The organism is Acinetobacter sp. NIPH 2100 (assembly GCF_000369805.1).
Lineage (GTDB): Bacteria > Pseudomonadota > Gammaproteobacteria > Pseudomonadales > Moraxellaceae > Acinetobacter.
In genome coordinates, this window is record NZ_KB850224.1 from 859,689 (window position 1) to 880,399 (window position 20,711).

21 protein-coding genes are annotated in these 20,711 nt (G+C 39.5%); 12 read left to right on the forward strand and 9 right to left on the reverse strand.

The window, feature by feature from the left end; translation table 11 throughout:
• Nucleotides 1-16: 16 nt before the first annotated feature.
• The 3 genes from F887_RS13940 to F887_RS13930 all read right to left on the reverse strand — a co-directional run bounded on the left by F887_RS13940 (nt 17) and on the right by F887_RS13930 (nt 3,415).
• Nucleotides 17-1,084, reverse strand: a complete 1,068-nt coding sequence (locus F887_RS13940) for an HlyD family secretion protein (protein WP_228129832.1) — start codon at nt 1,082-1,084, stop codon at nt 17-19.
• Between the two features lie 122 nt (nt 1,085-1,206).
• Nucleotides 1,207-2,853: an MFS transporter gene (locus tag F887_RS13935; protein ID WP_005292046.1), complete on the reverse strand. Its 1,647-nt coding sequence runs from the start codon at nt 2,851-2,853 to the stop codon at nt 1,207-1,209.
• Nucleotides 2,854-2,866: 13 nt separating this feature from the next.
• Nucleotides 2,867-3,415, reverse strand: a complete 549-nt coding sequence (locus F887_RS13930; protein ID WP_005292048.1) for a TetR/AcrR family transcriptional regulator — start codon at nt 3,413-3,415, stop codon at nt 2,867-2,869.
• Between the two features lie 185 nt (nt 3,416-3,600).
• On the opposite strand from F887_RS13930, the gene F887_RS13925 reads away from it, so the two are divergent.
• The 3 genes from F887_RS13925 to F887_RS13915 all read left to right on the forward strand — a co-directional run bounded on the left by F887_RS13925 (nt 3,601) and on the right by F887_RS13915 (nt 5,908).
• On the forward strand, nt 3,601-4,281 hold the full coding sequence (locus tag F887_RS13925) for a DUF1345 domain-containing protein (protein ID WP_005292050.1): 681 nt from the start codon (nt 3,601-3,603) through the stop codon (nt 4,279-4,281).
• A gap of 96 nt (nt 4,282-4,377) precedes the next feature.
• Entirely contained in the window at nt 4,378-5,139 is a 762-nt protein-coding gene (locus F887_RS13920; RefSeq protein WP_005292052.1) for a class I SAM-dependent methyltransferase, read from the forward strand.
• 142 nt (nt 5,140-5,281) lie between these two features.
• Nucleotides 5,282-5,908, forward strand: coding sequence for a LysE family translocator (locus F887_RS13915; RefSeq protein ID WP_416201963.1), 627 nt, complete (start codon nt 5,282-5,284; stop codon nt 5,906-5,908).
• A gap of 61 nt (nt 5,909-5,969) precedes the next feature.
• Here the strand turns inward: F887_RS13915 and F887_RS13910 are convergent, their stop codons facing one another.
• From F887_RS13910 to metG, 3 genes are all read right to left on the reverse strand, one after another.
• Nucleotides 5,970-6,941, reverse strand: a complete 972-nt coding sequence (locus F887_RS13910) for an MBL fold metallo-hydrolase (protein ID WP_005292056.1) — start codon at nt 6,939-6,941, stop codon at nt 5,970-5,972.
• 196 nt (nt 6,942-7,137) lie between these two features.
• Nucleotides 7,138-7,581, reverse strand: coding sequence for a hypothetical protein (locus tag F887_RS13905; RefSeq protein ID WP_005292059.1), 444 nt, complete (start codon nt 7,579-7,581; stop codon nt 7,138-7,140).
• Nucleotides 7,582-7,655: 74 nt separating this feature from the next.
• Nucleotides 7,656-9,713: a methionine--tRNA ligase gene (gene metG, locus F887_RS13900; RefSeq protein ID WP_005292060.1), complete on the reverse strand. Its 2,058-nt coding sequence runs from the start codon at nt 9,711-9,713 to the stop codon at nt 7,656-7,658.
• A 202-nt stretch (nt 9,714-9,915) separates the two neighbouring features.
• Here metG and F887_RS13895 point away from each other — a divergent pair, with 202 nt between their 5' ends.
• Entirely contained in the window at nt 9,916-10,371 is a 456-nt protein-coding gene (locus tag F887_RS13895; RefSeq protein ID WP_005292062.1) for a hypothetical protein, read from the forward strand.
• Here F887_RS13895 and F887_RS13890 read toward each other — a convergent pair.
• Together F887_RS13890 and F887_RS13885 are read right to left on the reverse strand one after the other, a co-directional pair.
• The gene (locus F887_RS13890; protein ID WP_005292065.1) at nt 10,368-10,835 is read right to left on the reverse strand and encodes a hypothetical protein; all 468 of its coding nucleotides are present in this window, start codon (nt 10,833-10,835) and stop codon (nt 10,368-10,370) included. The genes F887_RS13895 and F887_RS13890 overlap by 4 nt on opposite strands.
• A 74-nt stretch (nt 10,836-10,909) precedes the next feature.
• Nucleotides 10,910-11,407 (reverse strand): hypothetical protein, encoded by a 498-nt coding sequence (locus F887_RS13885; protein ID WP_005292067.1) that lies wholly within the window; start codon nt 11,405-11,407, stop codon nt 10,910-10,912.
• 109 nt (nt 11,408-11,516) lie between these two features.
• On the opposite strand from F887_RS13885, the gene F887_RS13880 reads away from it, so the two are divergent.
• The 4 genes from F887_RS13880 to F887_RS13865 all read left to right on the forward strand — a co-directional run bounded on the left by F887_RS13880 (nt 11,517) and on the right by F887_RS13865 (nt 15,104).
• Nucleotides 11,517-12,056 carry a GNAT family N-acetyltransferase gene (locus F887_RS13880; protein WP_005292069.1) on the forward strand — a complete coding sequence of 180 codons (540 nt, stop codon included), beginning with the start codon at nt 11,517-11,519 and terminating at the stop codon, nt 12,054-12,056.
• Nucleotides 12,057-12,243: 187 nt separating this feature from the next.
• The gene (locus tag F887_RS13875; RefSeq protein ID WP_005292071.1) at nt 12,244-12,693 is read left to right on the forward strand and encodes a hypothetical protein; all 450 of its coding nucleotides are present in this window, start codon (nt 12,244-12,246) and stop codon (nt 12,691-12,693) included.
• A 157-nt stretch (nt 12,694-12,850) separates the two neighbouring features.
• Nucleotides 12,851-14,080: an iron-sulfur cluster carrier protein ApbC gene (apbC, locus tag F887_RS13870; RefSeq protein ID WP_005292073.1), complete on the forward strand. Its 1,230-nt coding sequence runs from the start codon at nt 12,851-12,853 to the stop codon at nt 14,078-14,080.
• Nucleotides 14,081-14,225: 145 nt separating this feature from the next.
• On the forward strand, nt 14,226-15,104 hold the full coding sequence (locus F887_RS13865) for a 5'-methylthioadenosine/S-adenosylhomocysteine nucleosidase (RefSeq protein ID WP_005292076.1): 879 nt from the start codon (nt 14,226-14,228) through the stop codon (nt 15,102-15,104).
• Nucleotides 15,105-15,128: 24 nt separating this feature from the next.
• On the opposite strand, the gene F887_RS13860 is transcribed toward F887_RS13865, so the two are convergent.
• On the reverse strand, nt 15,129-15,686 hold the full coding sequence (locus tag F887_RS13860) for a DUF2062 domain-containing protein (RefSeq protein ID WP_005292079.1): 558 nt from the start codon (nt 15,684-15,686) through the stop codon (nt 15,129-15,131).
• A 316-nt stretch (nt 15,687-16,002) separates the two neighbouring features.
• Here F887_RS13860 and F887_RS13855 point away from each other — a divergent pair, with 316 nt between their 5' ends.
• The 4 genes from F887_RS13855 (at nt 16,003) to F887_RS13840 (ending at nt 20,617) form a co-directional block, all read left to right on the forward strand.
• Nucleotides 16,003-16,596 carry a LysE family translocator gene (locus F887_RS13855; RefSeq protein WP_005292082.1) on the forward strand — a complete coding sequence of 198 codons (594 nt, stop codon included), beginning with the start codon at nt 16,003-16,005 and terminating at the stop codon, nt 16,594-16,596.
• 107 nt (nt 16,597-16,703) lie between these two features.
• Entirely contained in the window at nt 16,704-17,273 is a 570-nt protein-coding gene (dcd, locus tag F887_RS13850; RefSeq protein ID WP_003653416.1) for a dCTP deaminase, read from the forward strand.
• Nucleotides 17,274-17,527: 254 nt separating this feature from the next.
• Nucleotides 17,528-18,877, forward strand: coding sequence for a hypothetical protein (locus F887_RS13845; RefSeq protein ID WP_005292085.1), 1,350 nt, complete (start codon nt 17,528-17,530; stop codon nt 18,875-18,877).
• Nucleotides 18,878-19,162: 285 nt separating this feature from the next.
• Nucleotides 19,163-20,617 (forward strand): hypothetical protein, encoded by a 1,455-nt coding sequence (locus F887_RS13840; protein WP_005292088.1) that lies wholly within the window; start codon nt 19,163-19,165, stop codon nt 20,615-20,617.
• The last annotated feature ends 94 nt before the right edge of the window (nt 20,618-20,711 follow it).

The following is a 20,711-nucleotide window of genomic DNA, read 5'->3' on the forward strand; positions in this document are numbered from 1 at the left end:
GAATGTCAGTATTGCCTTAAGAGTCCGTGTTTACAGATGTGACCACAGACATGCCTGGGCGTAAGTTCTCGATGCCTTTTTGGTTTGGATCTATCGCAATACGGACTGAAATACGTTGTACCACTTTGGTGAAGTTGCCTGTCGCATTGTCAGGTTTGAGTACACTAAACTCTGAACCTGCGGCTGGGGAAATCTGCTCAACATGCCCTGTAAATTTTTGATGATTCATGGCATCAACCGTGAAATAGGCTTTTTGCCCAATTTTCATATTGGCGATTTGGGTTTCTTTAAAGTTGGCAATGACCCACGTTTGTTTCGGGATCAAGTAAAGCAACTGCGTACCCGCAGCAACGTATTGACCCACCCGTGGATTGACTTCACCCAACTGGCCATCTAGCGGAGCAACAATGGTACTGTAATCCTTGGTGGTGTTGGCCTGATCAAGTTGTGCCTGTGCGCTATTTACTTGTGCTTTTAAACCTGATTGCGCCACCTGAGCAGTTTTTAAAGCTTCTTGTGCGACCAAAATATTGGCTTCAGCCTGTTTCAGTAACGCGTGATTATTCTGTGCATCAGCTGCAGCTTTGTCCTGCTCGGATTTTGAAGCTGCACCACTATCGCCAAGTTGCTGATAGCGTTTTAACTGTGCCACAGATAAATCATATTGTGCTTTGACTTGATCCAGTTTGGCTTGGGCCGCTGTGACATCTGCCTGACGTTGCGCAATCGCTTGGGTTTGATTGGCAAGACTATTTTCGGCCTGCTCGACACTAGAAACGGCTTGCGTCACTTTTTGATCATAAGTGGTTGCATCGATATGCATCAGTACTTGACCTTGTTTGACCTGATCAAAGTCTTTGACCAATACATCTTTGATATAGCCATTGATCTGTGATGACAGGATCGTGGTTTTACCTTTCACATAACTATTGTCCGTCTGCTCAACGGCAGTATGAAAGGGGCCAATACGCCATGCCCATAAAATAATGGTGATCCCGACAATTAAAACCAGCAGCATCCACCACAAAGTTGAGCGCTTGGTCTTGATCAACTTAGTGGTTGGCGGCGGAGGCGGTGGTGGCATTTGCACGACCGTCTCTGGTGCCTTTACTGCTTCAGGTGTTTGTTTTTGCTCGGTATCAGGAGCTGTATTTTCGGGTTTATCTTGTTCAGACATAATGTTTTCTCAATCACATACATTAAAGGCTAACTGGCTGCTTGCAGATTTTTTCGGGTCTTGTATTTATCCCGTATGTATTTAAATAGTCCCCATAGCAGCAACACCACTGCAAAAATGCCGTTCAATACGATGACATCGTTATAGGCACGCACCTGAGCTTCACGGGTTACCACTTTATTCAGATTCTGCAAGGCCTGATTATTTTGTAAAACAGGATCATTACTGCTGAGTACGGCACTATGTTGATAGGCTTGCAGACGCTGTGCGACCAAGGGATCGGTTGGATCAAGATTACTGTTGATCTCAACTTTGTAGTCATAGGTATGGCGTTGTTGATAGGTATTAAAAAATGATGAACCGACCAGACCACCAAAATTCTGAGTAGCAGAAAACAATACAATAAAGGTCACGACATATTGTGGCCCACGTTGCAAGGTTCGCATAAAGCCCATCAACAGCAACGGTCCAATAAAGACACCACCTGCAAAACTCACTAAGAACTGACTGCGATAGAAGTTGGCAGGGCGAACATCACTGGTGAGGTGATAGTCCAATGCACAGGCAATTAAAATTAAGATCTCAGCCAGAAATAAATTTAAAATTAAACGCTCACGATGGAAGGTCAATGCACTAAATACAGAACCTGCAATCGTTCCACAGAAAATCACCACATACAGCGGAACAAATTGATCGGGTCCCATACCCATGGTTTTCAGGAAATTCACCGCAGCATAGCTTTGTTCCGACATGAGCAGACGTAGTGCAAAAGCACTGACCACGAAACTGAGTAAATCACCAGCTGCCAGCCAACGGGTCATAATCAACGGATTGGTTCGATAATGTTCGTAGGTTAAACCCAACACAATCAAACAGAAGCCTATGATCAAGGTATAAGCCAGCCACGGGCTATCAAACCACCACAGAATAGGCCCTTGGGTCAGTACAATACACAGGCAGGCAAAGCCGGGAGCCAGTAAGGCAAAGGTAAAGAAGTCTTGCTTCTCAAATACTTCCATACGCAAGCTGCGTGGTAGTTTTAATGACACCACCATCGCGAAACAACAAATGGCCAGACCTAATTCAAAGGTATAAATCACATCCCATTGATTGGCACTGAGCAGAAAAGGCGAAATGATCCAAGCTAAAGGTAAGCCTAACTGTTGAAAGCCGAAAGCCAGATAAATCCCTTTGGCCATATCTGCTTTGCCAAAGGCCTGCATGGTGTAATACATGCCGAGCGAACTCAGGGGAGCTGCGGCTAAACCAGCAATGAAGCGGACAAATAGCGCCATTTCATAGGTTTTGACAAAGGTATGTAGGATTAAGACACCAATAAAGACCAGCAGGCCTATTTCTGAAAACAGACGTAAGCCATACTGTTGACGTGCTTTGAACAAGATCAGGTTTGAGCTGACATTCGCCATCACATAAGCAGCAGGAAGCCATGCTGCTTGAGAGGGGGTTAAGCCATATTCCCCTTGGAAAATCGGTAAATTGGCTACGATAAAGCCATTACTTAAGCTGGCTGCAATACAAATGAACAATCCAATAAAAAAGTAGGCAAAGCGTTTTGGTCTGGCATGTGCAATTGCGGCGGGCGAGCCGGGGAGTGTTGGGCGCTCATCAGCAGACCAATCTGGAGGAGTCTCAAGATAGCGAGGGCTTTTATCCATGTTATTCCTCGAACTAAACTTTAATGCCGTTTAATAATAATTCTATTGCACGTTGAGCTAACCGAACCTGATCTGAAGCCTGATGCCCTTGAAATGAAGAACCCAAGATCGCGGTAATCATGCCGAAATCTTGTGGCGTTAAATCTGCACGGCATAATTTGTGTTGTATGGCTTGATCAATCAGCGGTTGCAATGCTTTATCGCGTCTTTCATAAATGTTTAGCATGATTGGGTCTTGCCGATCAATAATGCGCCAGTAATCAATCAGTACAACCAGATGTGGAAGTTGTTCAATATGACCTTCTATCAGACGAATAAAACCATCGTTGAAGCTTTGTAGTGCGAGAGCACGTCGTTCCAAACGGCTAATTGCCCGTTCTAATAGGGCAGCAATCAGCGCTTTGCGATCAGCAAAATTACGATAGAAGGTGGCTCGACCAACACCCGCATGATCAATTATCGCTTGCAAAGGGACATGAACGCCTTGCTTACGAAAGATTTCCTCCGCAGCATTGAGAAGTTCATCCCGATTATGGGCTGCTAATTGTTGACGTTTGATCATGGCTAAAAGTTCGAAGAAGTTCTATGGTGAATTAAACGGACATTTTTGTCCGAAGTAAATATCCTCCGAATCTTTATTTTGTTTAATTTAAGTAAAATAGCTGCAATCAGCGATGTGGCAAAGACAATACAATGCTAAAAAATAAGCGTAAATTAGTCATGAATAAAAATATAAACAGGTGAACAATGCAGAGATTTTTACAACGGTTGGCGAGAGGGATAAAACACCGTCCATATTTATCTGCGACTTTTGCCTTAGGATTGGTGATCTATGGGCTATTGCATATATTTACCCAATGGCAGTGGGCGACGTGCTTACAGCTTGGCTGGAATATTGCCATCTGGTTATATTTATTTCTGACTTTGAAAATGATGTGGCATCTGGATGCAACCCATATTTTAAAACGTGCCCAGCAACAGGATGAAGGGAAGTGGATGATCCTGACTGTGGTGTTGATTGCAATCGTGGTGTGTTTTATTTCGATTGTGGTACAACTGAGTCATGTGCCGAAAGATCTACCCATCTTAAAAGGCGTGCTGATCCTGTTGACCATAGGTACGATTTTTTCAACATGGCTGTTATTGCACACCTTATTTGCCATTCATTATGCCCACGATTTTTATCTCGCCAAAAGTCGGCACCAAGAAGCGGGTTTAGAATTTCCAAAAACTGATCAACCGGATTATCTCGATTTTATTTATTTCAGCTATATCATTGGCACCTCTGCGCAAACAGCAGATGTTTCGATTACCAGTTCTTCGCTCAGACATTTGAATATCTTTCATTGCGTACTGGCATTTATCTTTAATACCGTCATTTTGGCGGTTGCAATCAATGTCGCGGCCAGTTTGATTGGATTTAATTAATAACTATTTTTTATTAATTTAATTAAAATTGATCATTTTTATTTTTGGTTATGCTTGGCTATTTTAAATAGAGACAGGCACAGCAAGGATAAGAATATGAGTACCCAGCATCAAGTCAATCAACAGCAATATCAAGATAAATCTCAGGCCTATTTAACCAGTACCGTACATGCGCAGGGCATTGAATTTCAGAAGATGCAGCAATTAATTCAGTCACATCAAATTAAAACAGTGTTGGATTTAGGTTGTGGAGGCGGGCATGTCAGCTACCAAGTTGCACCTTTTGTAGATCACGTAACGGCCTACGACTTAACACCGTCTATGGTAGAACTGGTTGCTGAACAAGCCAAACAAAAAGGTTTGGTTAATATCGCTGCTCAGCAAGGTGTAGCCGAGCTTTTGCCTTTTGCAGATCAAAGTTTTGATTGCATTATTAGCCGCTATTCAGCGCATCATTGGCAGAATGTTGCACAAGCCATGGCTGAGATGTATCGAGTTGTGGCGCAGCAGGGCAAAGTGATTATTGTTGATATTTTAGGAAATTCAAATCCTGTGATGGATACTTTTTTCCAAACCATTGAGACGATTCGTGATCCGAGCCATGTGCGTAATTATAGTTTGAGGGAATGGGCAGGTTTTGCTGAATATGCAGGTTTTACTGTTGAGACTGTTGAAAAACAACATTTGGATCTAGAGTTTCAAAGTTGGACTGAACGAATGCAAACACCTGAATATGCAGTTCAGACCATACGTGATTTACAGCGCAAAACCTCTGATCAGACACGCCAATATTATCAAATCCAAACGGATGGTTCATTTCGAAGTGAAGTCGCGTATTTGGTGTTAACGCGACCATAAATTATCGTTCAAACCAAGTGTGACAAAAGTACATGATGGGATAGGATACAAAAAAATGCGCTGGCAACTCAAAATTTATCTATCTCCTCAATCCCTATTTAAGTAAAATTAATATTTGAAAATTATTCTAATCTAGAGGTCTATCTTGGAATCGTTATTGATTTTAGGCTCCATTGCTTTGGCACTGATGTTGGGTGCAATTAGCCCGGGTCCTACATTTATTTATGTGGCAAAAAACTCAATTGCGATTTCACGTAAACATGGTTTATTTACAGCCTTGGGTACAGGCACGGGCGCAGCCTTATTTGGTTTGCTTGCTGTCATGGGCTTACAGGCAATTTTATTGGCTGTTCCATCTGCATATATCGCGCTAAAAATATTTGGTGGTTTGTACTTACTTTGGCTGGCGTATAAAATTATCAAGCATGCCAAAGAGCCAATGGAAGCTGGAAATGGTATTGTTCAGGCGATGAGTTATGCACAGGCTTTTCGTTTGGGGCTCATTACCCAGCTCAGTAACCCGAAAATTGCCATTATTCTTGCCAGTATTTTTACTGCATTATTACCGAAAGAAATCCCAAGTTATTACTACGTGGTGTTGCCAATGCTGTGCTTCTTTATTGATGCAGGTTGGTATTCGCTTGTGGCTGTTGCATTGTCAGCAGAAGGTCCACGCAAAGTTTATTTAAAATCCAAATCACTGTTTGATCGTATTGCGGGTGGCGTGATGACACTACTCGGATTAAAGCTGATCTTTGGTATGAAATGATTCAGCAGAAAAAGCGACCAAGACGGTCGCTTTTTTATCGCCTAGAATCAGCTCATTGGTCTTAATCTTTAAAATGCACAGGAATCCATTGATAGCTCTTACCATCTACTGAATAAATATGTCCAATCCCCGGGAAAGGTAAATGTGGTGCCGCAATGGTTTGTCCATTTTTGGCGAAATCAGCGAACTGTTTTAAACGCGTTGCCACCGCTTTTTTCGGATCAATATCATATTCAATCGCAGTTTCTGGTTTATCAAATTGCACGGTATGTGAATGCACAATATCCCCAATAAAGACCACACTTTCACCTTTGGTTTTTAATTCATAGCTAAAGTGACCAGGAGTGTGTCCAGCCGTGTTAATCACTTTAAAGCCCTGAATTTCATCACCGAGTTTATAAGTTTTAAAGCGTTGCTTGGCTTGGTAAGGCGCAATCGCTTGCTTAATGTGTTTCACCGTTCCTTCATAACCCGCTTGTTTGTCTTTAGGAAGCTTGGCTACCTGTTTGGGATCTAGCCAATAATTGGCTTCGTCACTCGAGACATACACGGTTGCATTGGGAAAATTAGCAACACCATCTTTGCTAATGCCGCAAACATGGTCTGGGTGTAAATGGGTGAGTAAAATGGTATCTACCTGTTCAGGTTTGTAGCCCGAAGCGACCAGATTTTTTAGGATTGAACCTAAATGAGCACCAAAACAACTGGCTGCACCACTATCGACGAGTACCAGTGATTTTCCTGTATTAACGAGGAAAGCATTGATAGAAGTCTGTACGCCTTTCTCTTGATCGGCATAGTACTTCTTTAAGATCTGTTGTACTTGTTGCGTTGAAATATCTTTAAACAGGCTTGGTGACATAAAGTTAGTGCCGTCCAATAATGCAGTGATTTGTACATCACCCACTTGATGTTGATAGAAGCCTGCAACCTGTTTTTGTTGTTCAATGATTGGTAAAGTTTTGGTTGTTTCTGCATGGCTGAGTAAAGGGAAGTACAAACTTAATAAAGCCAAAGCAACTATTCTTTTCATTTATAAATATTCTCAAATTTAATTGAATTGTCTACTTTTTAGCACGGATACCTATTCTTTAAAAGGAAATAATCAAGCTAAAAGAAATCATATAATCTTCGATTGTGTTCTTGGATAAGAGGTTTCGCCTATACATAAGGAAAAATATATTTTGTATCTAGTTTTAGGGAGTCTATTCTATTCAAAATATTAGCCCTTATTTCAATTGTCTCCATTCAATAACAGCACAAATAACCGTAATTGGTAGGATGAAAACAAATTGTAGATATAAAAAAATCAGTAACCATTCATGTGAAAATTGAGAAAATATTAATAAAAGAGGTATCCATAAAAAACTAGTAAAACAGCCATAAGCGATAACTTGGTATAAATTTGCATTCGCTAACTTATTTTTGAATATATGTAAAAATAATTCACCTGTGATATAGGCAGGAATGTAGCCAATAATATAGCCAACAACAATCGTGATCAGCATTAGGATACACATCGGTATAACCACACTTGGAGTGATTAGACTTTGTAAAAAACGTGCTGGATGATCTAAATAAATCAAGATATGGAAACTGATCACAATAATGAGGGTTCCAATAATTGGTCCGTAACGTGTAAATGTGGTTGTCACAAATTTATTTTTATTCATTTTGAAAATTCGTTTAATTTATTTAAAAATAACATAAAAGGGCTTCCGAAGAAGCCCTTTATATTTTTTCTTGATTAAGACACTTTATCACCTGGTTTAGCACCAGATTCAGGTGAAATCACCCAAACACCTTCGCCATTACCTGCTGCAAGTACCATACCGTTTGAAATACCAAAACGCATTTTACGAGGTGCAAGGTTAGCCACCATCACCACCAATTTGTCTTTTAAATCTTCTGGTTGATAGAACTCACGAATACCACTAAACACATTACGCGGTTCAGCTTCACCTACATCCAAAGTCAATTGCAGTAATTTATCAGAACCTTCAACCGTCGCAGCTTCTAATACTTTTGCTACACGAAGATCAATTTTCATGAAATCTTCAATACCAATGATGTCAGCTTCACCTACTTTTGGCTCAGGCTTCTTCTCGGCTTTCTTTTCTTTTTTCTTCTCTGCTTTTGGCGCTTCTGCCGCCGCAGCTAAAGAATCTTTAGAGGCATCCACCATTGCAGCAACCGCTTTGGCATCAACACGTTGCATTAAAGGCTGGAATTGCGCAATTGCATGTCCAACTAAAATTTGCTGACGTGATGCAAAGTCAAAGCTTTCAAGCTGTAAGAAGGCTTGAACTTGTGCCGCAAGCGTTGGTAAGACTGGAGCCAAGTAAATCGCAAGTTGACGGAATAAGTTAATACCCACCGAGCACACATCATGAACTTGTTGTTCTTGACCTTCTTGCTTCGCAAGTGCCCAAGGTTTTTTCTCATCGATATACTGATTGGCACGGTCAGCTAACGCCATGATTTCACGGATTGCAGCTGAGAATTCACGTGCTTCATAGGCTTGTGCGATTGAATCACCTGCATCAATAAAGCTTTGAACCAGTTCAGACTCTGCACATGTGTTCGACAAGGTATTATTGAAGTTGGTGTTAATGAATTTTGCACAACGGCTGGCAATATTCACCACTTTACCGACAAGGTCAGAATTCACTTTTTGAACGAAGTCATCCAAGTTTAAATCTGAATCTTCAACTTTGTCTGAAAGCTTAGACGCAAAGTAATAACGTAAATATTCAGGATTTAAATGTTCTAAATAAGTTTCAGCTTTGATGAAGGTTCCACGAGACTTCGACATCTTCTGACCATTGACGGTCAAAAAACCATTCACGAATAAACCTGATGGGGTACGGTAGTTTGCACCTTCAAGCATTGCAGGCCAGAACAGTGCGTGGAAGTAAACAATGTCTTTACCGATGAAGTGATAAACTTCTTTATCGCTGTCTTTTTTCCAGAAATCATCGAAGCTAAGATCTGGGCGTTTGGTTTTGATGTAGTTTTCAAAACTCGACATATAGCCAATTGGTGCATCGACCCAAACGTAGAAATATTTGTTTGGTGCATCTGGAATTTCAAAACCAAAATAAGGCGCATCACGCGAAATATCCCAATCCGATAAACCTGCTTCAAACCATTCATCTAGCTTGTTGGCAATCGAAACAGGTAAACGACCTTGGTCACGGGTCCATTTCTGTAAATATTCTGAAAAATTTGGCAATTTAAAGAAATAATGATCCGATGATTTTTCGATAGGCGTTGCACCGCTCAAGGTTGAGCGAGGGTTTTCTAATTCGGTTGCATTATAAGTTGTACCACAGACTTCGCAGGCGTCGCCGTATTGATCTTCTGACTTACATTTCGGACATGTACCTTTAATGAAGCGGTCAGACAAGAACATGCCTTTTTCAGGATCGAATAACTGGGTAACAGGGCGAATCGCAATATTACCTGCTTCACGGTTTTTGATATAAATTTCTTCTGAACGTGCTTTGTTTTCATCACTATTGGTTGAATCATAGTGATCGAAATGCACACCAAAACCATCAAAGTCACGAATATGTTCTTTCTGAACATTGGCAATTTGCTGTTCTGGACTGATGCCATTTGCTTCAGCACGTAGCATGATCGCTGTACCATGAGCATCATCCGCACATACATAAGTCACGTCATGGCCCATTGCACGCATCGCACGAACCCAAATATCTGCTTGGATATAACCGAGTAAGTGACCCATATGGATAGGACCATTGGCATAAGGTAGGGCATTGGTGACTAAAATTTTACGCACGGATATTGTTCTCTCATTCGTATTTGCAAGGCTGATGATTTTACATGACTTGGCCCTGACTTGCACAAGGGATTCAGTGAAATCTTTTCAACCCATATTTTTATTAAATCTCGGACTTCATCAAAGCTTCACTTACACTTCAATCAAAACCCATTTTCTTTACTGATAATGGTCGCATGCTAGATAGATAAAGGAAATAACAATGAGGTCTTGGTATTTACTGGGTGCATCTTTGAGCGCAAGTTTAGGATCAGTCTTTAGCTTTATTATTCCATATTGTTTGTTTTTAAATTTTCAGCAGAACCATTTATTTCATGTGGTCAGCAACGCGATGCAAGTGATGCTGTATTTGATTCCATTTTTGATTGTGCTTGCTTTTATCTTCTACGTCATTGTTTTATCAATATTGAAATTACCCAGCAAAATTTTTGATTTGGTGCAGTTTTTTAAAGTCAGTCTGGCCTTTTTTACGGGGTGGATGGGCTTAGTGCTGATGATTTTATTCGAAGATCAGGTCAATGGCTTTGATTTTGAAACCTTGGCCATGAGTCTTTTTATTTTTCTTGCGGTTTTGCCTGTGCTTGCACTGGGTTGTGTCAGTGCCAATAGTTGTTATGTGTTGATGTGCAAGAAACAGTATAAAAGTGCTTTTAGTTAAATACTTTTAATTAACTGAAGCTTTTTTGTTTCGTGGTAGAAATAAACGCCGTAGCTTTTGAGTTTAGTTTGATGTCCATTCATGGTGAAATAACCTGAACAGGGTACTTGCCATTGCTTCTCTGTATTCTCAGTAAAGCCGATCCAAGCATGGCCACTAAAGGTGAGTGTACGATCATCTTTCATTGTAAATTCATCAAAATAGATTGCATCGCACCAAAATGTATTTTGACCAAAATTTACTTTAGAAAATTTCCAGCAACTTAAAAAAGCAATCTGGGTTTCTAAGCCTTCGTTTTGTTTATATATCTTGAAAAGGTGAATCGTTTGGGCAATATCTCGTTCTAAGCTTAAGACTCTACGTTGAATTCTTCTTTTGCTGGAATAAATATATTTTGACCACTTTATATATCTTTCTTGTTCTTGTTTTTGCTGTGCAAGTTCTAAAATTTCTTCTTTATTCATATTCGATTTTGGGTAGTTTTATCTAGTAGTTTTTAATCATGGAATTTGGAGGGACGAGTATGCATCCCGAAGGATTACATACTCTGCATTTGTTTTACAGTGATACTATGCTTTGAATTCTTTCTTAAAGAAATGATTTTGCCTTTTGACAGGAAATGGATGTGATAGCTCTTTAAGCCGTCCGTTTTTGGATCAAGCGTAATTTCAGCAAACATCGGTGTTTGCCAAAGCTCATCACGACCCAAAGTGCCTAACCACGCCTGTGCTTTTAATGCCACAGTAAATTCATCTTTGAATTCAAGCTCAGTGATGCTGAGTTCGCTGCACCAATGTTCGGTTTTAGGAAATTCAGCTTTAGAAAATTTCCAGCAGATTGTAAGAGCCAGACTGCTTTCAACAGGTGCTTTATCATCACTCTGTTGATCAATCACAGGAATTAACTGTTCAGCAAGATCCTTTTCAAAAGAAAGAATCATATTTTGGATTCTTCTTTTACTTGAAAGAATGTACTTCAAACGCTTTTCTTGGGCTTGAAGTTCCTGCTGAATTTCTAAAAGTTCATTTTCATTCATATTAGGCAATTGCGACGACAAGGTCTATGATTGAGATATCTCGGAAGTATATCCGAACTATCTCCTTATATTGTTAATAGTTTTTAATACTTATTTATTGGTTCTAAAAATGATCGAAACCGCACGGCTACGCTTGAGACAGTGGCGAACAGAGGATTATGCACCTTTTGCTGCGATGGGAAGTCATCCTCAAGTGATGGAATATTTCCCAAAATTACTAACGCAAGCAGAAAGCGACACCATGATCGATAAAATGAAATCGATTATCGAGACCCAAGACTGGGGCCTTTGGGCCGTTGAGTTAAAGCACAGTCAACAGTTTATTGGCTTCGTCGGTTTACATGATCAACCCACTCAATTTTCTTTTTCTCCCTGTGTAGAAATTGGTTGGCGGCTCGATCAAGCGTATTGGGGGCAGGGCTATGCACCCGAGGCTGCTCAAGCTGCTCTAGCATTTGCTTTTGATCAATTAAAGCTAGAAAAAGTGGTGGCATTTACCACCTTGGACAATATGAAGTCACAAGCCGTGATGCAAAAATTACAGATGAAGAAAGTTTCTGAATTTCAGCATCCAGCTTTGGCCGTAGATCATCCTTTAAGCTGGCATGTGCTGTATGAAATACTAAGTACTGATTTTATTAAACAATGAGGATGTTATTCCTTTATATGATTTTTATATCTAAAAAATACAAAGCTTTATCAATCCGCAATGATTTGAATCTTCCTGTATCCCATTTGTTTCAATTTGCAGCGTTGCACAAAAAAGTCCGCTAAACACGGTATAACTAAGATTGCTCCAAACAATATGTTTTTTACCTATAGAGTGAGGAAATACCATGACAAATGAAAAAATTGATGACTTAAAAAACCAAGCGGCAGAATTGGGTAATGACTTAAAATACAAAGCGAAAGAAGCTCAGCTACAAGGTGAAAAAGCAGTCGATGACTTAAAACATTCCGCAGAGGAATTGAAGTTAAAAGGCGAGAAAGCGCTGGATGATCTAAAGAAAGATGTTTCTGAGCAAAATGCTGAAGGCAAAGAAGCGGTTTCGAGTAAAGTCGATGACATCAAAGCCAAGCTTGAAGATACCCAACATGCGGTTCAAGACAAATTTGACCACTTTAAAGAAGAGGCAGGTCATAAACTGGATGATGCCAAGGCAAAAGCATCTGAGTTAAAAGATGAAGCTGCGGCAAAGTTTGATGATCTGAAAGCTCAAGCTAGCCATAAACTGGATGATTTAAAGAAAGCGGCAACCGATACCATTAATAAATTTAAAGGTTAATCATTAGGTTGCCGCTAAATAATTGACGCTCATATCGAGAGAAGAAAATCGGCTATAAAAATGAGCAATTATGTTCTTTGATATGAGCGTCTATTCTTCAATACTGCTAAACTAGCCAAACTCAGTGATATGTTGAACTGTTTTTGGAGTAAACAAAATGTCGTGGCTTTCTTCCTTAAAATCTGTTTTTTCACCATCGCAAGAAGTGAAGGAAGACGAGATTCAAACAGTTCTACAAAATTATGTATTGCCACATTCTGAAAACAGTCTGAAAGATCGAATCAGCCAAGTGAATGTACAAGGTCGAATTCTGCAACTTACGGTGAATACTTTTCCTGAAGAAAAAGATCATTTACAGCAGATCCATGATGAGTTGGCAGAAGCTTTGGAAAAGTGTGGTATTCAAGAATTAAACTTACATATTATTCAACAGAAACATGCAGCGCATGGTGAGGCAGGTCATAGCTGCTCATCCAAACCAAAAGCAGAAAATAGCAATTTACCCCCTGTGATGGATGCCTCTCCTAAAGCAGAAGCTGATCCGAATAATCCACCGATTCAAAAGGCGGCACCACAACAACGTGATGTGGCTGCCCATCCACGGATTCAAAATGTGATTTTGGTATCGTCAGGTAAAGGGGGAGTGGGTAAGTCAACCACGACCGTCAACCTTGCACTCGCGCTACAGCAATTGGGTTTAAAAGTGGGCGTATTGGATGCCGATATTTACGGTCCAAGTATTCCAACCATGTTGGGTAATGCGGGTAGAACTCCGCAGATTGAAAATGAACATTTCGTACCTTTAGATGCGTATGGCATGGCGGTGCTGTCGATTGGGCATTTAATTGGTGCGCATAATACGCCTGTGGCATGGCGTGGCCCGAAAGCAACAGGTGCATTGATGCAGTTATTCAATCAAACCTTGTGGCCTGATTTAGATGTATTGGTGATTGATATGCCACCAGGTACAGGCGATATCCAACTGACTTTGGCACAACGTATTCCAGTAACTGGCGCAGTGATTGTGACCACCCCACAAAATGTTGCGTTGATGGATGCGACCAAAGGGATTGAGCTATTTAATAAAGTGAATATTCCAGTACTCGGTGTCATTGAAAATATGTCGACCCATATTTGCTCCAATTGCGGTCATGAAGAGCAAATCTTTGGTACAGGCGGTGGTGATCAATTGTCTGAGCAATATCATATTCCTTTGCTGGGTCATTTACCTTTGGATGCTAAAATCCGTGAACATGCTGATAAAGGCACACCAAGTGTGATCGCAAAAGATGCAGCCGCAGACAGTTATCTCAATATTGCACAAGCCGTGTTGCAACAAATGGAGAAGTTACCTAAACGTCAGAAAGACGATAAGCGTATTTTCTAAAATGAATAAAAACCCAGCACATCATGCTGGGTTTTTACTGTTTGATTAAAATAAGTTTTTATTTTACGTTTTAAAAATAAATTAAAAAAATAAAAAATGGTATGTTGCTTGCTTATCACTTGTTTTGATTTTTGAGTATAGATCAATGATGCAATTTAAAAGCCTGATGGGTATTGTCAGTGTTTGCGCCGCTCTCGTTTTAAGTGCTTGTAATGGAGATAGTTCTTCAAATAGTAATAACCAGGTACAAGAAAAACCAAAGCTACAACCGATTGTGATCCAAGGTGCATTGCCAGTTGAATCAGAACGCATGGCCTCAAAATTAGACAATGTCAGTGAAGAAACCATTGGCGGCTGGAAATTTTGGAAAGGCACTTATAAAGGTTATCCAATGGTGATCTCTAAAACCCGTATGGGCATGAGTAATTCAGCCGCAGCGACAGCCATTGCCATTCAGCATTACAAACCGATTGCGATTATCAATCAGGGCACATCTGGCGGTCATGATCCAGACTTACATGTATTTGATATCGTTTTAGGAAAATACACCACCAATATTGGTGCATTTAAAACACCGAACAAACCGATTGGCGGTGGTTCAAATGCACTTGAGTGGAATGAAGCTTTCGATGTGTTACCCGAAGATGAGTCTAATCCTGAACCGATTGCAATTCGTAAGTTTGAGGGTGATAAGGAACTTTTAGTCGCGGCTTACAAAGCCAAAGTGAACTACACCAAAGGGCAAGTGGTAGAGGGGACAATTGGTTCAGCTGATACTTGGAATAATGAGCTTGATCGTATCAAACAGTTCCATACAACTTATGGCACCTCGGTAGAGGAAATGGAAGCAGCATCGGTTGCTCAAATTGCACATCAATTTGAAGTGCCATTTCTCGGAGTTCGTATATTATCAAATAATATTACCAATAATGGGGCATATAACCCTGCAACAGGTGAAGCGTGTCAGGACTATGCACTTGATGTTGCTGAGCAATATATGAAGGCCAAAGCAGAAGTAAAATAATCTGTTTTATCAAGAAGAAACCGTTTAGGTGGTTTCTTCTTTTCTGTGTTTATAACGATTTTTCCAGCTTCTAATGACGATCCAACGCCAAAGTAGGTGCGTGGTCAGATAAAATAAAACAGCAAATAAAATAGCTTCAATGACCAGGCCCGAAACCAAGATTTTGGCTAAACTAAAATCAATATGACCATGACCGAAATTTTTGATCCAGTTCAAGACTTGATGTAATACACCAAGCAGCATCTCTTTGCTGATCATATTGACGTGATAAATCTTTGTACCAAACCAAAAGCCCAAATAAAGAATCGGCACCACGGTAAAAGGATTGGTCAGCCAAGCCATACATAAGCCAATAGGTAAATTTACTTCAAAAAATAACACAGTCAGAATAATAAACAGACTATGAAAAGGGACAGGTAAAATCCCCCAGAACGTGCCTATAAACATGGCTTTTGCAATTGACCGACGATTCACATACCAAAGCAATGGATTTAAGGCACGATCGCCAAAAATTTTCATCAGCTTTAAGCCAGCGACTTTCTCTGATGAAGGCAGCCACTTGTGAAAGAATTGCTTAGGCATAAATGCGAAAATAGACTCGATAGGACAAAGAAGTTTGTGATTGTATATAAAATAACATTATTTACTTAGTGAAAACTTAAAATAAGCGCAAACATGAGCATTGGTAAAATAGCACTTTTGTCGATACGTTACATTTATTGTATTTAAAATATGCAATTTTTATGATGTGACTCTTGAGTAGAGTGTGCTTGAAAACTATAAAATATAGATAAAACATTTATTTAGGTTGGATTTGGTCATAACTGTTTACAGTTATTTTTTTGCTATAGCTTGTCAATTGGATTAATCTGAAAATATCTTTTAGTGAGGTCATTCAATGATTTCATGGTTCTTTATTGGTTTAGTCATCACCATTTTACTGACTCCTGGTCCAACCAATACCTTATTGGCATCTTCTGGTATTCAGGTCGGATTACGCAAGTCTTTACTTCTGATTCCAGCAGAAGCCGTTGGCTATATTCTTGCCATTAGCGCTTGGGGTATGCTGATTGGAAAAGTGTCTGCCACTGTGCCTGCGTTGCCGATTTTTCTTAAATTATTGAGTGCTGCTTATATCGTATTTCTTGCGATTAAATTGTGGCGTACGGCGAATCAAGAAGTTGCTTTAAATCAACCGACCATTCGCCCGAAAGAGTTGTTATGTGCAACGCTATTAAATCCTAAAGCGCTGTTATTCGCTTCAGCGATTTTTCCTGCGGTTGCCTGGACGAACCAAGAGATTTATATTGCTCATATGAGCAGCTTTGTGGGATTAATTCTTCCAATCGCATTATTTTGGATTTCTGTTGGTGCAATGCTTGCTACCAATAAAGTGAAATGGCTGTCTCAATCTAAATTACAACGTACTGCATCAGTCGTTCTTATGGGCTTTGCGATCCCAATTAGCTATTCAGCACTGATCAATCTATAACTTTCACACTGTGATCCTGAATAACAGGGTGGCAGTGTTGTTTTCATTGATATCATTTTACGTTAAAGTACTCGCCAATTATTAACTTCGTCTATGGATAAAAAGTCATGGCAATAAAATCTGATCGTTGGATTCGTGAAATGAGCGAAAAACACGGCATGATTGAACCTTATGCAGAGAATCAAGTTCGTTTCGATGAGAACGGAGAAAAGTTGATTTCTTATGGGGTATCGAGCTATGGCTACGATGTCCGTTGTGCACGTGAGTTTAAAGTTTTTACCAATGTTCATTCAGCGATTGTCGATCCAAAGAACTTCGATGATAAAAGCTTTATCGATATCGAATCTGATGTTTGTATCATTCCACCAAACTCATTTGCTTTAGCACGTACCATTGAGTATTTCCGTATCCCACGTAATGTTTTAACCGTTTGCTTAGGTAAATCGACTTATGCGCGTTGTGGAATCATTGTTAACGTCACGCCGTTAGAACCTGAGTGGGAAGGTCACGTTACCCTTGAATTCTCAAATACAACCAATTTGCCAGCACGTATTTATGCGGGTGAGGGTGTTGCACAAATGTTGTTCTTTGAAAGTGATGAAGTGTGTGAAACTTCATACAAAGATCGTGGTGGTAAATACCAAGGTCAAACAGGTGTGACATTGCCGAAGACTTGATTATCTTTTAAAAAACCCACCAAGAATATGGTGGGTTTTTACTAATAATTTAAAAAAAATATATGATTTTTTATAATTTAATCTCGAATTTTTGAATGAATAAAGCTGGAATTTTATACAAAATAATATACAATTCAGTAACAGTGATTTGTTTTTATACAGAGTCACAAAAGGAAATAGGTTTCAAATCTATAGTGATAATGTGAACAAATTATAAAAATAAATATGTATGGATATTTTACAAGGAGGTGTGTGTGCGACAGTTTAAGTCTCTGCATATAGCAATGCTTATCGTAGGTAGTTTGTATTTGAATTCTGCATATGCAACTTCTAGTACTTTACGCTCTATGTCTGATAGTGAAATGTCTGCCACAACAGGGCAGGCTTTGATGAGCTTAACTTATATTTCTCCAACGGACGCTGCAAATTTAGAGTCAAAACGCTCAAATGTATCTGATCCAAGCAATGGTGGTGTCGGCTTTTATAAATTAGGGCTTGAAGGTGCTCTTGAACTGAATGCTAATATTAAAAAATTACAATTAGGTTGTGGCGGAATTAATGGTGTCGGTGGATGTGACATCGATATCGATTATTTGAGTTTAAGTGGCGATTCTAATACGAATACAGGTCGAGCAAGTTCTTCCGCTAAATTAACCAACCCATTTATTGAGTTTGCAATTAAAAATCCAAACTCTGCATCAACGCGTGAAGTTACAGGAATTCGATTAAGTTCGGAAAAGGCTGAAGGTTTGATTACTTTTGGTTTGGAAAACGGTATAACGAAAAGTGGTATTAACTCATTAAGTGGATATATGGAGGTTGCCGCTACGGGAGGGACTGCTAAAGTTAATCCTGTTAATGGACTGCGCCCAGGGGATGTGGGGGGGCAACAAATATCGGGTAAAGCTTGTGGCTGGTTTTCTTGGGACTGCGTAAATTTTGTGACAACTGATTATAATCTGAATTTAAGAAATTCAAGTGGCAGTTCCACGGCGCCTTTAGTTGGAGCACTTTCACTACCACAACAAGCTATTACAGGAAAGCGTATTAGCTCGGCACCTTTAGTAGCAACTGCGTCAGTGAGTGGTATTCAAGTATCTGGAAATATTAAAGCAGTAGCTGCTGGATTTATTAATCTAGATAAAACTGTTACAGGAACAGTAAATAATTTACAAGTAAATGTAACTATTGATGAGAACTTGGGATATTTTCATAAAGCGAATTTGAATGGAACGCCAGCTTCATTATCATTACAATCAAAAGATATACGTTGGCCTGGCTCAAAATCTGTCGCTCAGCAAGGCTGGTGGTTAGAGTTTTCAAATCCAATTGATATTGGAGATATCTCTCCAGTTGATGCTGTTAATATTGCTTCAAACACAATACAAGCTACATTAGCGCAAGTCAGTGATTACTTGAAAACTGATGACGGATATGTACGATGTGGGGCTCTTGGGCTACTAAGTTGTATTGGTGGGAGTAGTATTAGTATTGGTACGCCTGATCTGTCAAAATCTCCAGCAGTTGCAATGGCGTTGTCAAATTTAGTTTTAGCTAATCAAAGTTTTGCTCCTAACTGTTATGGCAACTTGAAATTTTGTTAATAATATTCTTATTTTTTACTATCTGTAACTTAAAATATACAAACAAGAAAATAGGGGGTAACCCCCTATTTTTATTATTTAAATTTTAAGGCCTAAAGTCTGATTACCTTAATCGCTTAGATAACCATAGCTAGAACGCTATAAAAAACCAGATAAAATTAAAACAAATGGGCTGTTTTTTTGATCTTGCTCACAGAATTTTACAGATTAAAAATTTGTTCGTGAGAATATGGCAGCGATATAAAAATAAACAAATATGGATGTGGTAACACACGGAGGTCGATTATGCGACATTTTAAACCCTGTTATTTAGCAGCGATGGTTTTTTGTAGCTTAAATTTCAATGTTACTTATGCGGCTTCTAATACGTTACATTCTATGTCAGATAGTGAGCTGTCAGCTTCCACTGGTCAGGCATTGATGAGTCTGTCATATATAGCACCTACTGATGTTAAAAATTTAGAACGCCAACGTTCAGGAGGTGACCAGAGTATTGGTTTTTATCGTTTAGGTATGGAAGCAGAGTTGGAACTCAATACCAATATTAAAAGATTACAATTAGGGTGCGGTGGTGCAAACGGTGTTGGTGGTTGCGACATAGATATTGATAATGTGAGTTTAAGTGGGATCTCTGATACAAGTGATGGGCGAGCAAGCTCAAGTGCGAAATTAACAAACCCATTTATTGAATTTGCAATTAAAAACCCTAATCAAGCGTCAACTCGAAGTGTGGTTGGTCTAAGGTTAAGTGCTGAGAAAGTTTTAGGCCTATTAACGCTTGGATCTGAAAACTCTACTAACCCTAATGGAATAAACAGTCTTTCAGGTTATATGAAAGTTAGATCTGGTCTTGGTGATAGTGAAGCAGAACGAAGTAAAATTAAGGGCTATGCCAATACTGCTGCTCAATATATGAGTTTGGCGACTTACCCTATTGAAGGTAATTTAGTTGCATTGGGGTTGGCAAATGCAAGTTTCAGAACGAATGGGGGAGGATTTAATATTCCTGAGATGAATAATCTTCCATTTGAAACTGCGCAAATGGTTGTTAACGGGAAGAGGAATACATCAGTTGGCTTGAATGCTACTGTAAATATTCCAACAATTAATCTAGGAACTGGGAGTAATTTCCCAGGCTCTGGTAGAACGACTACCGATGCAAACGGAACAACGACGGGCGTATATACTGCAGGCAGCCCTGTTAATGCAGTAATTACAGACTGTAAAAATACGACAATACTGCCTGCGTGCTTAGTTGCGTGGAATGGGCGTGAATTCAGTAATATTAGAATGAGTGGTTCTGTGAGTGGGGCGAAAGCAACGGTCAATTTCCAAGAAGCCCTTGGTTTTATTCATCGCTTAGAAATTAATTCGGCAGCATCTTTGAGTTTGCAAAGTCAAAATATTTTATGGCCGGATTCGGAAGCAGCAAATATTGCACAATCAGGATGGTGGTTAGCATTACAAGATCCTGTCAGTATTGGGCGTGTTGAGCCGACTCAAAGGTTGAGTATCGAGCCTTTATTGGGACAATTTGCAACAAAAGCAGGGGATTATCTAAAAGCAAACCCAGCTACGACAAATGACCTTTTAGGCGTAGTAACAGGAAGTGGTTTGGATGCATATATTGGTAATGTAGACTTATCTAATGTCTCACCCTTACAAATGAATTTATCTAATTTGCAGCTTAATGGACAAAATTTTGCACCTAACTGTTATGGAGGGTTAAAATTTTGTTAATTTATATTGTTTAAAAAGGCAGGATTTACTACTTTTTCTTTTTGAATTAAAACATTTAGATATTAGAAAATTTTTGAATTGTTCACAGGAAGAC